11 protein-coding genes are annotated in these 13463 nt (G+C 58.8%); 9 read left to right on the top strand and 2 right to left on the bottom strand.

The window, feature by feature from the left end:
• Positions 1-9: 9 nt before the first annotated feature.
• Entirely contained in the window at positions 10-1683 is a 1674-nt protein-coding gene (gene recN / locus BI292_RS27350) for a DNA repair protein RecN (protein WP_092273521.1), read from the bottom strand.
• A gap of 242 nt (positions 1684-1925) precedes the next feature.
• Here recN and grpE point away from each other — a divergent pair, with 242 nt between their 5' ends.
• The 8 genes from grpE to BI292_RS27310 all read left to right on the top strand — a co-directional run bounded on the left by grpE (position 1926) and on the right by BI292_RS27310 (position 12392).
• Positions 1926-2492 carry a nucleotide exchange factor GrpE gene (gene grpE / locus BI292_RS27345; RefSeq protein ID WP_092273518.1) on the top strand — a complete coding sequence of 189 codons (567 nt, stop codon included), beginning with the start codon at positions 1926-1928 and terminating at the stop codon, positions 2490-2492.
• 103 nt (positions 2493-2595) lie between these two features.
• The gene (dnaK, locus tag BI292_RS27340; protein WP_092273515.1) at positions 2596-4512 is read left to right on the top strand and encodes a molecular chaperone DnaK; all 1917 of its coding nucleotides are present in this window, start codon (positions 2596-2598) and stop codon (positions 4510-4512) included.
• Between the two features lie 297 nt (positions 4513-4809).
• Complete coding sequence (gene dnaJ / locus BI292_RS27335) at positions 4810-5934, top strand: molecular chaperone DnaJ (protein ID WP_101209835.1); 1125 nt, start codon at positions 4810-4812, stop codon at positions 5932-5934.
• A gap of 9 nt (positions 5935-5943) precedes the next feature.
• Positions 5944-6750: a 4-hydroxy-tetrahydrodipicolinate reductase gene (gene dapB / locus BI292_RS27330; RefSeq protein WP_092273509.1), complete on the top strand. Its 807-nt coding sequence runs from the start codon at positions 5944-5946 to the stop codon at positions 6748-6750.
• 259 nt (positions 6751-7009) lie between these two features.
• A complete protein-coding gene (gene carA / locus BI292_RS27325) occupies positions 7010-8146 on the top strand; it encodes a glutamine-hydrolyzing carbamoyl-phosphate synthase small subunit (protein WP_101209834.1) in 1137 nt (378 codons plus the stop codon).
• A 118-nt stretch (positions 8147-8264) separates the two neighbouring features.
• Positions 8265-11486 carry a carbamoyl-phosphate synthase large subunit gene (gene carB, locus BI292_RS27320; protein ID WP_101209833.1) on the top strand — a complete coding sequence of 1074 codons (3222 nt, stop codon included), beginning with the start codon at positions 8265-8267 and terminating at the stop codon, positions 11484-11486.
• The gene (gene greA / locus BI292_RS27315; protein ID WP_101209832.1) at positions 11483-11959 is read left to right on the top strand and encodes a transcription elongation factor GreA; all 477 of its coding nucleotides are present in this window, start codon (positions 11483-11485) and stop codon (positions 11957-11959) included. The genes carB and greA overlap by 4 nt, the downstream gene beginning before the upstream one ends.
• A gap of 28 nt (positions 11960-11987) precedes the next feature.
• Positions 11988-12392 (top strand): MFS transporter, encoded by a 405-nt coding sequence (locus tag BI292_RS27310; protein ID WP_101209831.1) that lies wholly within the window; start codon positions 11988-11990, stop codon positions 12390-12392.
• Positions 12393-12401: 9 nt separating this feature from the next.
• On the opposite strand, the gene BI292_RS27305 is transcribed toward BI292_RS27310, so the two are convergent.
• Positions 12402-12710, bottom strand: coding sequence for a YhbY family RNA-binding protein (locus tag BI292_RS27305; protein WP_008005472.1), 309 nt, complete (start codon positions 12708-12710; stop codon positions 12402-12404).
• A gap of 105 nt (positions 12711-12815) precedes the next feature.
• On the opposite strand from BI292_RS27305, the gene rlmE reads away from it, so the two are divergent.
• Positions 12816-13445, top strand: coding sequence for a 23S rRNA (uridine(2552)-2'-O)-methyltransferase RlmE (rlmE, locus tag BI292_RS27300; RefSeq protein WP_092273493.1), 630 nt, complete (start codon positions 12816-12818; stop codon positions 13443-13445).
• The last annotated feature ends 18 nt before the right edge of the window (positions 13446-13463 follow it).

Raw genomic sequence — 13463 nt, 5'->3', positions numbered from 1 at the left:
CTGCAGCGCTTAGATTTTTGCGGTGATGACCATTTTCTTCGCGTGAGCCAGGGATTCTTTGGTGAGATCGATCCCGCCGAGCATCCGCGCGACTTCTTCGACGCGATCATTCTTGCTCAGCTTCGACACCGCCGTGTGTGTCGCATCGGCACCGCGCACTTTATGTACAAACAGATGCTGGTGACCCTGCGCTGCCACTTGAGGCAAGTGCGTGACGGTCAGCACCTGGCCGCGCTCGCCGAGCCGGCGTAGCAACTGGCCGACAATCTCGGCGGTCGGGCCACCGATGCCCACGTCCACTTCGTCGAACACCAGCGTCGGCACGCGCGATGTCTGCGCGGTGATGACCTGGATCGCCAGGCTGATCCGCGATAGCTCACCGCCCGACGCCACTTTCGCCAGCGCTTTCATCGGCTGCCCAGGGTTGGCGCTGACCAGCAGTTCGACTTGCTCAAGCCCGTTAGGCAGCAATTCGTCACTACTATTAGGGCGCAGTTCGATAGTGAAGCGCCCGCCGGGCATGCCCAGACGCTGGATTTCCTGTTCAACGGCGCTGGCCAGAGTGCCCGAGGCCTGATGGCGCAAGTCGCTGAGGTCGCGTGCCTTCTCTTGATAATGGCGGGCGAAAGACGCCAGCTCTTCGCCCAGCCGTTCGATGGATTCGTCGTTGGCATTCAGCGTTTCAATTTCATCCAGCAGCTTTTGCTGCATCTCCGCGACTTCGGTCGGCTGGATCCGGTGTTTGCGCGCCAAGGTGTAGATCGCATCGAGGCGTTCTTCCAGATATTGCAGACGCGCCGGGTCGGCGTCGAAGTTATCAAGGAAGCGGTTCAGTTCGCCGACGGCTTCCTCGACCTGAATCTGCGCACTGGTCAGCAAACTGCTGGCTTCGCCCAAGGCGCCAACCGAATTGTTGACGCTCGACAAGCGATTGAGGCTGGCGGTCAGTGCATTCAAGACATTGCCGGAATCACTCTCGCTGCATTGCTCGACCACTTGTCGGCAGATGCCCAGCAGGGTTTCGGCGTTGGTCAGGTTTTTGTGTTCCTGCTCCAATTGCTCCAGCTCGTTTTCGCCGAGGCCGAGGTTTTCCAGCTCTTCGAGTTGATAGCTGAGCAATTGATGGCGAGCGCGCTGCTCGTCGCCGGAGTTGGACAGGCGATCCAGCTCCTGGCGGGTCTGGCGCCAGCGCTGCGCGGCCAATTGCACCTGGCGGGCAAGGTCGGTGGCACCGGCATATTCGTCGAGCAAGCGGCGGTGGGTATCGGTTTTGAGCAGGGATTGGTGTTCGTGCTGGCTGTGGATGTCGATTACCAGCTCACCCAAAGCCTTGAGATCGCCGAGCGGGCAGGGCGTGCCGTTGATGTAGCCGCGCGAACGCCCTTCGGCGGTAATCACCCGGCGCAGAATGCACGGGCCGTCGCTTTCGAGATCGCGTTCGGCCAGCCAGGCGCTGGCTTCGGGAATGTCGATCAGGTCGAAGGTCGCGAGAATATCGGCCTTGTCGGCGCCGGGGCGGACCACGCCGCTGTCGGCGCGATCGCCGAGGGTCAGGCCCAGCGCGTCGAGCATGATCGACTTGCCGGCGCCGGTTTCCCCTGTGATCACGCTCATCCCGCGATCGAGTTCGAGATCGAGATGTTCGACGATGGCGTAGTTGTGTACAGACAGGTGAACCAGCATAAAGGCCGCTCCCAGGCTTTAGGTCTGGTTATTTATACAGTGTTTTATTCGGGGCTGACAATGGCCTCGCTTAGCTCGATTTGCTTGATCCGACGAAATCGTTAGCACGCTTGGGAATGACAATGCTGTGCTTTTTTGTAGGGTTAAACCTTGCGCGCCCCTTGAAGCACGATTTTGCGGCCCCATATAGCTGGACAGAAGCGCGAGTTGAGCTCGCGGACGATATTGAAAGGAGAAATTCTATGGCTGACGAACAGACAGTGGATCCGCAAAATCTCGACGCCGATCAGGCTGCCCAAGGTTCGGGCGATGAGCTGGCGACCCGTGTACAAGTGCTCGAGGAGCAATTGGCTGGCGCTCAGGATCAGGCTTTGCGTGTAGCAGCTGATCTGCAGAACGTCCGCCGTCGCGCCGAGCAGGATGTCGAAAAGGCGCACAAATTCGCGCTGGAAAAATTTGCCGGCGACTTGCTGCCGATCATCGACAGCCTGGAGCGTGGTCTGGAGTTGTCCAACCCGGACGATGAAAGCATCCGCCCGATGCGCGAAGGCATTGAGCTGACCCTGAAAATGTTCCAGGACACCCTGAAGCGTTATCAGTTGGAAGCGATCGATCCGCATGGCGAACCGTTCAACGCCGTTCATCATCAGGCGATGGCCATGCAGGAAAGCGCCGATGTCGAGCCGAACAGCGTGCTCAAGGTGTTCCAGAAGGGCTACCAACTGAACGGTCGCTTGCTGCGCCCGGCGATGGTTGTGGTCAGCAAGGCGCCTGCGCCAGTTTCGCCTTCTATTGATGAGCAGGCTTGAAATTAGCCGCAAGGCCCCCATTTAGAAGTCAAGCGTTTAAGTGCTACCGCAGTCAGCCACCACTGCTGCGGCAACCAAATCCAAAAGTTTCGGGAGAGTTAACATGGGCAAAATTATCGGTATCGACCTGGGGACTACCAACTCCTGCGTCTCCGTGCTGGAAAACGGCGTAGCCAAAGTAATCGAAAACGCTGAAGGCGCGCGTACTACGCCGTCGATCATCGCTTATGCCAACGATGGCGAAATCCTCGTTGGCCAGTCGGCCAAGCGTCAGGCTGTGACCAATCCGCATAACACCCTGTACGCGGTGAAGCGTCTGATCGGTCGTAAGTTCGACGAAGAAGTCGTGCAGAAAGACATCAAGATGGTCCCGTACAAAATCGCCAAGGCTGACAACGGCGACGCATGGGTTGAAGTGAACGGCCAGAAAATGTCGCCGCCACAGATCTCGGCTGAAATTCTGAAGAAAATGAAGAAGACCGCCGAAGACTACCTCGGCGAGCCAGTGACCGAAGCGGTGATCACCGTTCCGGCTTACTTCAACGACAGCCAGCGTCAGGCGACCAAAGACGCCGGCCGTATCGCGGGCCTGGACGTTAAACGCATCATCAACGAACCAACCGCAGCTGCTCTGGCTTACGGTATGGACAAGGCGAAGGGCGATCACACCGTGATCGTTTACGACTTGGGCGGCGGTACTTTCGACGTTTCCGTGATCGAAATCGCTGAAGTCGATGGCGAGCACCAGTTCGAAGTATTGGCCACCAACGGTGACACGTTCCTGGGCGGTGAAGACTTCGACATTCGTCTGATCGACTACCTCGTTGACGAATTCAAGAAAGAAAGCGGCATGAACCTTAAAGGTGACCCGCTGGCGATGCAGCGCCTGAAAGAAGCCGCTGAAAAAGCCAAGATCGAACTGTCTTCGAGCAATTCGACCGACGTTAACCTGCCGTACATCACTGCAGACGCGACCGGTCCTAAGCACTTGAACGTGAAAATCTCCCGCGCCAAGCTCGAAGCGCTGGTAGAAGACCTGGTTCAACGCACTATCGAACCTTGCCGCATCGCTCTGAAAGACTCCGGTATCGACGTTGGCGCCATCAACGACGTGATCCTGGTTGGCGGTCAGACCCGTATGCCACTGGTTCAGAAGCTGGTTACCGAGTTCTTCGGTAAAGAAGCGCGTAAAGACGTGAACCCGGACGAAGCCGTTGCCATGGGTGCTGCTATCCAGGGCGCAGTATTGGCCGGCGACGTTAAAGACGTCCTGCTGCTGGACGTCAGCCCGCTGACCCTGGGTATCGAAACCATGGGCGGCGTGATGACCGCGCTGATCGAGAAAAACACCACGATTCCTACCAAGAAATCGCAAGTGTTCTCGACTGCCGACGACAACCAGGGCGCTGTGACCATTCACGTGCTGCAAGGTGAGCGTAAGCAAGCGGCTCAGAACAAGTCTTTGGGCAAGTTCGACCTGGCCGAGATTCCACCAGCACCACGTGGCGTGCCACAAATTGAAGTGACCTTCGACATCGACGCCAACGGCATTCTGCACGTAGGCGCCAAAGACAAGGCCACCGGCAAGACTCAGTCGATCGTGATCAAGGCCAACTCCGGTCTGTCCGAGGAAGAGATTCAGCAGATGATTCGCGATGCTGAAACCAACGCCGACGAAGACCGCAAGTTCGAAGAACTGGCCGCTGCCCGTAACCAGGGTGATGCACTGGTTCACTCGACGCGCAAAATGGTCTCGGACGCTGGTGACAAGGTCAGCGCTGAAGAGAAGACTGCAATCGAAGCTGCTGTTGTTGCTCTGGAAGCCGCCGTCAAAGGTGACGACAAAGCTGCAATCGACGCCAAGGTTGAAGAGCTGTCGAAAGTCTCCGCGCCAGTCGCTCAGAAAATGTACGCCGAGCAGGCTCAGCCAGCTGAAGGCGCTGCACCGCAGGGCGAATCGGCTGAGAAGGCTGACGACGTTGTCGACGCCGAGTTCGAAGAAGTAAAAGACCAGAAGTAAGTTGTTGGTCGCCCGGTTGACTGCCTTCTGGCGGTGACTGGTAGGATGTCGCCGCGCGGGAGCTTGCTCCCGCGTTGGCGTGTCTGGAGTTAGCGAATTTTTACAGCATGCGACAGCGCTCGCGTGTTGGCGGTATGGCCGAAGATGCTCCTGCTTTTCGCGCCGCAAGTACCGCATCGAATCAAAGACCAGGATCGTTGAATTGACGTGAGTTGGGTCCGGGCCTGTATTGGGGCTCAACGAGTTTGGCAGAGCTCAGGAGGGGTTTGCCGAACGTCCTTAAGAGTGCAAAGACTTATGGCAAAGCGTGACTATTACGAAGTATTGGGTGTTGAGCGTGGCTCAAGCGAAGCAGACCTGAAGAAGGCCTACCGCCGCCTGGCGATGAAGCATCACCCGGACCGTAATCCCGATGACAAAGCGTCGGAAGAGATGTTCAAGGAGGCCAACGAGGCCTACGAAGTGCTGTCCGATTCCAGCAAGCGCGCGGCATACGACCAGTACGGTCATGCCGGTGTCGACCCGAGCATGGGCGGCGGCGGTGCCGGTTTTGGCGGTCAGAACTTCTCCGACATCTTCGGTGATGTCTTCAGTGATTTCTTCGGTGGTGGTCGCGGCGGTTCCCGTGGCGGTGCCCAGCGCGGCAGCGACTTGCGCTACACCCTGGAGCTGAATCTGGAAGAAGCGGTGCGCGGCACGTCGGTGAATATCCGTGTTCCGACGCTGGTCAACTGCAAGCCGTGCGACGGTTCGGGCGCCAAGAAAGGCTCCGCGCCGATCACCTGCCCGACCTGCGGCGGTATCGGCCAGGTCCGCATGCAGCAAGGTTTCTTCTCGGTGCAGCAGACCTGCCCGCGCTGCCATGGCCAAGGCAAGATCATTTCCGACCCGTGCGATTCCTGCCACGGCGAAGGTCGTGTCGAAGAGTACAAAACCCTTTCCGTGAAAGTCCCGGCCGGTGTTGATACCGGTGACCGCATTCGTCTGTCCGGCGAAGGCGAGGCGGGCGCTCAGGGTGGGCCGACTGGCGACCTGTACGTGGTGATCAATGTGCGCGAGCACGCGATCTTCCAGCGCGACGGCAAGCATTTGTTCTGTGAAGTGCCGATCAGCTTCGTCGATGCGGCGTTGGGCGGCGAGCTGGAGATTCCGACCCTTGATGGTCGAGTTAAACTGAAAATCCCGGAAGGGACGCAGACCGGCAAGCAGTTCCGTGTTCGCGGCAAAGGCGTTGCGCCGGTGCGTGGCGGCGGTGCTGGCGACTTGATGTGTCGTGTGGCGGTGGAAACTCCAGTGAACCTGGGTCGTCGTCAGCGCGAATTGCTCGAGGAGTTCCGCAGTTCGCTGGCGGACGACAACAGCCATTCGCCGAAAACCACCGGTTGGTTCGAAGGCGTGAAGCGCTTCTTCGGCGACTTGTAAGGAGTGAGCATGCGACGTATTGCGGTGATGGGCGCTGCCGGGCGCATGGGCAAGATCCTCGTTGAAGCGGTGCAGCAACGCGCGCCGCTGACCGGTCTGACGGCGGCCATCGTGCGTCCCGGCAGCACGCTGATTGGCGTCGATGCCGGTGAGCTGGCTTCGTTGGGCCGGATTGGCGTGCCGCTGTGCGGGCATGTCGAAGCCGTGGCTGAAGAGTTCGATGTGTTGATCGACTTCACGCTGCCGGAAGTGATGCTGAAAAACCTGGCGTTCTGTCGTAAGGCGGGCAAAGCCATGGTCATCGGCACCACCGGGCTGGACGCTGCGCAGAAGCAAGTGCTGGCCGAGGCGGGCAAGGACATTCCGATCGTGTTCGCGGCTAACTTCAGTGTTGGGGTCAACCTCTCGCTGAAGCTGCTCGACATGGCGGCCCGGGTCTTGGGTGATGAGGCGGATATCGAAATCATCGAGGCGCATCATCGGCACAAGATCGATGCGCCATCCGGCACGGCGCTGCGCATGGGAGAGGTGATCGCCAGTGCGCTGGATCGTGATCTGCAGAAGGTTGCGGTTTACGGGCGCGAAGGTCATACCGGCGCTCGCGAGCGTGAAACCATCGGCTTCGCAACCGTTCGCGGTGGTGATGTGGTGGGTGATCACACCGTGCTGTTTGCCTGCGAAGGCGAGCGACTTGAGATCACGCATAAGGCGTCCAGCCGCATGACATTCGCCAAGGGTGCTGTCCGTGCAGCGCTGTGGCTGGATGGCCGTGCGCCAGGCCTTTATGACATGCAAGACGTGCTCGACCTGCGTTAAGATGCGCCCGAAATCGGGTTCAAACCCAGCGTTTGAGCCCGGTTTTACCCCGCCACGCGACGCCCTGTCGCATTCTCCGGCCTTTAAGGCTCATTGGCGGTAGACCAAAAAAGCCTTTTTCTGTAAGCTACAGCTTTAGTGTGTCCACTAAAAGCGCGCAGAATTATTCGGTGAAGAAGCGGGGTGACGTGTCCATACGTCACTCCGCTTTTTTACAACCTGCGATCGCCCTTTCAGGCTTTATTTACGGGAGGTCTTCTTGACTAAGCCAGCCATACTCGCCCTTGCTGATGGCAGCATTTTTCGCGGCGAAGCCATTGGAGCCGACGGTCAGACCGTTGGAGAGGTGGTGTTCAACACCGCCATGACCGGCTATCAGGAAATCCTTACCGATCCTTCCTACGCCCAACAGATCGTTACCCTGACTTATCCGCACATCGGCAACACCGGCACCACGCCGGAAGATGCCGAGTCCGACCGCGTCTGGTCCGCTGGCCTGGTCATTCGTGACCTGCCGCTGGTTGCGAGTAACTGGCGTAACACGATGTCCCTGTCCGATTACCTGAAAGCCAACAACGTCGTGGCAATCGCCGGTATCGACACCCGTCGCCTGACACGCATCCTGCGTGAGAAAGGCGCGCAGAACGGCTGCATCATGGCCGGCGACAACATCTCCGAAGAAGCCGCGATCGCCGCAGCCCAAGGCTTCCCTGGCCTGAAAGGCATGGACCTGGCGAAAGTCGTCAGCACCAAAGAAAAGTACGAATGGCGCTCGACTGTCTGGGACCTGAAAACCGATAGCCACGCGACCATCGACGCCTCCGAGCTGCCGTACCACGTGGTTGCCTACGATTACGGCGTCAAGCTGAACATCCTGCGCATGCTGGTCGAACGCGGTTGCCGCGTGACCGTGGTGCCGGCGCAGACGCCAGCCGCTGATGTGCTGGCGATGCAACCGGACGGCGTGTTCCTGTCCAACGGTCCGGGTGACCCGGAGCCTTGCGACTACGCGATCCAGGCGATCAAGGACGTGCTGGAAACCGAAATTCCGGTGTTCGGCATCTGCCTCGGTCACCAACTGCTGGCCCTCGCTGCCGGCGCCAAGACCCTGAAAATGGGCCACGGCCACCACGGCGCGAACCACCCGGTCCAGGATCTGGACAGCGGTGTGGTGATGATCACCAGCCAGAACCACGGTTTTGCGGTAGACGAAACGTCTCTGCCGGGCAACGTCCGCGCGATCCACAAATCGCTGTTCGACGGCACCCTGCAAGGCATCGAACTGACCGACAAGAGCGCCTTCAGCTTCCAGGGTCACCCTGAAGCCAGCCCTGGCCCGAACGACGTAGCGCCTCTGTTCGATCGCTTCATCAATGAAATGGCCAAGCGACGTTAATCGCCAGCACTGATGCAGCACAGCTTGAGGGTGGTCCCGACATCGGCGGCCCCCTCAAGGCTTCACAGATTGAACAAGACGGCTTGCCGACTGACCTGCGGATTTGAGTGACAAACCCATGCCAAAACGTACAGACATAAAAAGCATTTTGATTCTCGGCGCTGGCCCGATCGTGATCGGCCAGGCCTGCGAATTCGACTACTCCGGCGCCCAGGCCTGCAAAGCCCTGCGCGAGGAGGGTTACCGCGTCATCCTGGTGAACTCCAACCCAGCGACCATCATGACCGACCCGGACATGGCCGACGCGACCTACATCGAGCCGATCAAATGGCAGACCGTTGCCAAGATCATCGAGAAAGAGCGTCCGGACGCGCTGCTGCCGACCATGGGTGGCCAGACCGCGCTGAACTGCGCACTGGATCTGGAGCGCGAAGGCGTTCTGGAGAAGTTCGGCGTAGAGATGATCGGCGCCAATGCCGACACCATCGACAAGGCTGAAGACCGTTCGCGCTTCGACAAGGCAATGAAGTCGATCGGCCTCGATTGCCCGCGTTCCGGCATCGCCCACACCATGGAAGAGGCCAACGCGGTGCTCGAGAAGCTGGGCTTCCCGTGCATCATCCGTCCGTCCTTCACCATGGGCGGCACCGGCGGCGGTATCGCTTACAACCGCGAAGAGTTCGAAGAAATCTGCGCCCGTGGTCTCGACCTGTCGCCGACCAAAGAGCTGCTGATCGACGAATCGCTGATCGGCTGGAAAGAATACGAGATGGAGGTTGTCCGCGATAAGAAGGACAACTGCATCATCGTCTGCTCCATCGAAAACTTTGACCCGATGGGCGTGCACACCGGTGACTCGATCACTGTGGCGCCAGCGCAGACCCTGACGGACAAGGAATACCAGATCATGCGTAACGCCTCGTTGGCGGTATTGCGTGAAATCGGCGTGGAAACCGGCGGCTCCAACGTCCAGTTCGGCATCTGCCCGGACACTGGTCGCATGGTCGTCATCGAGATGAACCCACGTGTTTCCCGCTCTTCGGCGCTGGCCTCGAAAGCCACTGGTTTCCCGATTGCGCGTATCGCTGCCAAATTGGCGATCGGCTACACGCTGGACGAATTGCAGAACGAAATCACCGGCGGCGCTATGCCGGCGTCTTTCGAGCCGTCGATCGACTACGTCGTCACCAAGCTGCCACGCTTCGCCTTCGAGAAATTCCCGAAAGCCGATGCGCGCCTGACCACGCAGATGAAGTCGGTCGGTGAAGTCATGGCCATCGGCCGGACTTTCCAGGAATCCCTGCAGAAAGCCCTGCGCGGCCTGGAAGTGGGCGTTTGCGGTCTGGACGAGAAGCTCGACTTGAGCAACCCGGAAAGCATGAGCGTGCTCAAGCGCGAACTCACTGTGCCGGGCGCCGAGCGTATCTGGTACGTGGCTGACGCCTTCCGCGCCGGCCTGTCGGTCGAAGACATCTTTGGCATGAACATGATCGATCCGTGGTTCCTGGTGCAGATCGAAGATCTGATCAAGGAAGAAGAGAAGGTCAAGACCCTCGGTCTGGCCAGCATCGACCGCGACATGATGTTCAAGCTCAAGCGCAAAGGCTTCTCCGACATGCGTCTGGCCAAGCTGCTGGGTGTGACCGAGAAAAACCTGCGTCGCCACCGTCACAAGCTGGAAATCTTCCCGGTCTACAAGCGCGTTGACACCTGCGCGGCCGAGTTCGCCACCGACACCGCCTACATGTACTCGACTTACGAGGAAGAGTGCGAAGCTGCGCCGTCGGGCCGCGACAAGATCATCATCCTCGGCGGCGGTCCAAACCGTATCGGCCAAGGCATCGAGTTCGACTACTGCTGCGTTCACGCGGCACTGGCGCTGCGCGAAGACGGGTACGAGACCATCATGGTCAACTGCAACCCGGAAACCGTTTCGACCGATTACGACACCTCCGATCGCCTGTACTTCGAACCAGTGACCCTGGAAGACGTGTTGGAAATCTGCCGCGTCGAGAAGCCAAAAGGCGTGATCGTCCAGTACGGCGGCCAGACTCCGCTGAAACTGGCTCGCGCTCTGGAAGAGGCTGGCGTGCCAATCATCGGCACCAGCCCTGATGCGATCGACCGTGCCGAAGACCGCGAGCGCTTCCAGCAAATGGTTGAGCGCCTGAACCTGCGTCAGCCGCCAAACGCCACCGTGCGCAGCGAAGACGAAGCGATTCGTGCCGCAAGCAAGATCGGTTACCCGCTGGTGGTTCGTCCGTCCTATGTATTGGGCGGCCGCGCGATGGAAATCGTTTACGAAGAAGAAGAGCTGAAGCGCTACCTGCGTGACGCGGTGAAAGTGTCCAACGACAGCCCGGTGCTGCTCGACCACTTCCTCAACTGCGCCATCGAAATGGACGTGGATGCGGTTTGCGACGGCACTGATGTGGTGATCGGCGCAATCATGCAGCACATCGAGCAGGCCGGCGTTCACTCCGGTGACTCCGCGTGCTCCCTGCCGCCGTACTCGCTGCCTGGGCATATCCAGGACGAGATGCGCGAGCAGGTGAAGAAAATGGCTCTGGAACTGGGCGTTGTCGGCCTGATGAACGTTCAGTTGGCGCTGCAGGGCGAAGACATCTACGTCATCGAAGTCAACCCGCGCGCTTCCCGGACCGTACCGTTCGTGTCCAAGTGCATCGGGGTTTCCCTGGCAATGATCGCGGCACGCGTGATGGCCGGTAAGACGCTGAAAGAAATCGGCTTCACCAAGGAAATCATCCCGAACTTCTACAGCGTGAAAGAGGCGGTGTTCCCGTTCGCCAAATTCCCTGGCGTGGACCCGATCCTCGGCCCAGAAATGAAGTCCACCGGTGAAGTGATGGGCGTCGGCGACACCTTCGGCGAAGCGTTCGCCAAGGCGCAAATGGGCGCCAGCGAAGTGTTGCCGACCGGCGGCACCGCGTTCATCAGCGTACGCGACGACGACAAGCCACTGGTTGCAGGTGTGGCGCGTGATCTGATCAACTTGGGCTTCGAAGTGGTCGCGACTGCCGGCACTGCCAAGCTGATCGAAGCCGCAGGCCTGAAAGTGCGCCGCGTGAACAAGGTGACCGAGGGGCGTCCGCACGTGGTCGACATGATCAAGAATGACGAAGTCACGCTGATCATCAACACCACCGAAGGTCGTCAGTCGATCGCTGATTCCTACTCCATTCGTCGTAACGCCTTGCAGCACAAGATTTACTGCACCACTACCATTGCTGCTGGCGAAGCCATCTGCGAAGCGTTGAAGTTCGGTCCCGAGAAGACTGTGCGCCGCTTGCAGGACCTACACGCAGGATTGAAGGCATGATCAAGTACCCAATGACTGTCCAGGGCGCGAAAGCCCTGGAAGAAGAACACACACACCTGACCAAGGTTGTCCGTCCCAAGCTCAGCCAGGACATCGGCACGGCTCGCGAGTTGGGCGACTTGAAGGAAAACGCCGAATACCACGCTGCCCGCGAGCAGCAGGGTATGGTCGAGGCGCGGATTCGTGACATCGAAGGCCGGATTCAGAATCAGGTCATCATTGATGTCACGACCATTCCTCATACCGGCAAAGTGATTTTCGGCACCACCGTTGAAATCGCCAACGTCGAGACAGACGAGCGCGTGACTTACCACATCGTCGGTGAAGACGAGGCTGACTTCAAAAAGGGCAAGATTTCGGTGGGTTCGCCACTGGCTCGCGCTCTGATCGCCAAGGAAGAAGGTGATGTGGTCGCGGTGAAAACGCCGGGTGGCGTTATCGAGTATGAGATTGTCGAAGTCCGCCACATCTGAAAACAGGCGCCCGCTCCGTGCGGGCGCCATGCTTTGGCAACTGGCCCAGATGTTGTGGGTTGGCGGCCTGTGGCTGCTGTACCTCGGTCTGCTGCCGGTGCTGGGCAAAATTGGCCTGGCACCGCTGCTGATCGATGAAATTCGAGGCGCGCTGGATGCGCTGATGGTGGGTTTCGCCACAGCGTGTGTGATATTTCAGGCTTTGGTGCTGATTCAGGCCGAGGGCCTTGTCAGTCTATGGCGGGATATTCGCGGGCAACTGCTGCTGATGGCGCTTTATGCGTGTGCGATGTTTTGTGTCGTACGCCTGAACTGGCCGGATGCGGTGCGCTGGGAGGCGTTCAGTTTTCTGGTGCTGGGGTTTTCCGGGCTGGTGCTGGTGTTGCAACCAGTGCCTGGATGGAGCGGCAGGGTGCGCGAAGCACACCCTTGACCCTTGCCATCACTTGAAGCGATGGACGTTCGACAGCTGCTTGTTGACGCTGAAGTTCTTGCGGTAAATCAGTGCCATCTTGCCGATGACCTGAACCAGGTCCGCTTTGCCGACCTTGCACAGTTCTGCAATGTTCGCCAGGCGCGACTCGCGATCGAGGATGTTGAGCTTGATTTTAATCAGCTCGTGATCCGCCAATGCGCGTTCAAGTTCGGCTAACACACCTTCAGTCAAACCGTTGTCGGCCACAGTCAAAACTGGTTTCAGATGGTGGCCAATGGATTTGTACTGTTTCTTCTGCTCTTGAGTGAGCGGCATAATCTGACCCCTGCGTCTGATCTTGTAAAAAGCGGCGGCCAGTTTACCCGAGCGAGTCCGGGACCGCCCAGTTAATCACGACCCGTTTTATTTTCGAGGTGGCCCGTGGCCCGTTCCAAGACAAGCCTTAAATGGCTGCAAAGACATGTCAATGATCCCTATGTGAAGCAGGCGCAGAAGGATGGTTACCGCTCGCGTGCGAGTTACAAGCTTCTGGAGGTCCAGGAGAAGTACAAACTGATCCGTCCGGGCATGAGCGTTGTCGATCTGGGAGCGGCGCCCGGCGGCTGGTCGCAGGTCACAAGTCGACTGATCGGTGGTCAGGGGCGTCTGATCGCCTCGGACATCCTCGAGATGGACAGCATTCCGGACGTGACTTTCATCCAGGGTGATTTCACCCAGGACGAAGTGCTCGCGCAGATCCTGGAAGCCGTGGGTAATTCGCAGGTGGACCTTGTGATTTCCGATATGGCCCCCAATATGAGTGGTACGCCTGAAGTAGATATGCCAAAAGCCATGTTTCTATGTGAACTGGCGCTTGATCTGGCGACTCGGATACTCAAGACGGGTGGTAATTTCGTGATCAAGGTGTTTCAGGGCGAAGGGTTTGATGCTTACGTGAAGGACGCTCGTCGGAAATTCGACAAGGTCCAGATGATCAAGCCGGACTCTTCCCGTGGCAGTTCCCGCGAGCAATACATGCTGGCTTGGGGCTACCGCGGCAGCAGTGAGTAAGTCGAGGTTTATGAGCAG

The sequence above is a fragment of the Pseudomonas sp. 43NM1 genome (genome assembly GCF_002836905.1).
Lineage (GTDB): Bacteria > Pseudomonadota > Gammaproteobacteria > Pseudomonadales > Pseudomonadaceae > Aquipseudomonas > Aquipseudomonas prosekii.
Note: the sequence above shows the minus strand (reverse complement) of the source record. Positions and strands in the feature narration are given on the sequence as shown.

Coding starts and splice junctions, on each gene's coding strand:
- greA (WP_101209832.1), top strand. CDS start 11,483: ATGATCAAGTACCCAATGACTGTCCAGGGCGCGAAAGCCCTGGAAGAA.
- recN (WP_092273521.1), bottom strand. CDS start 1,683: ATGCTGGTTCACCTGTCTGTACACAACTACGCCATCGTCGAACATCTC.
- BI292_RS27305 (WP_008005472.1), bottom strand. CDS start 12,710: ATGCCGCTCACTCAAGAGCAGAAGAAACAGTACAAATCCATTGGCCAC.
- dnaJ (WP_101209835.1), top strand. CDS start 4,810: ATGGCAAAGCGTGACTATTACGAAGTATTGGGTGTTGAGCGTGGCTCA.
- dapB (WP_092273509.1), top strand. CDS start 5,944: ATGCGACGTATTGCGGTGATGGGCGCTGCCGGGCGCATGGGCAAGATC.
- grpE (WP_092273518.1), top strand. CDS start 1,926: ATGGCTGACGAACAGACAGTGGATCCGCAAAATCTCGACGCCGATCAG.
- BI292_RS27310 (WP_101209831.1), top strand. CDS start 11,988: ATGCTTTGGCAACTGGCCCAGATGTTGTGGGTTGGCGGCCTGTGGCTG.
- carB (WP_101209833.1), top strand. CDS start 8,265: ATGCCAAAACGTACAGACATAAAAAGCATTTTGATTCTCGGCGCTGGC.
- dnaK (WP_092273515.1), top strand. CDS start 2,596: ATGGGCAAAATTATCGGTATCGACCTGGGGACTACCAACTCCTGCGTC.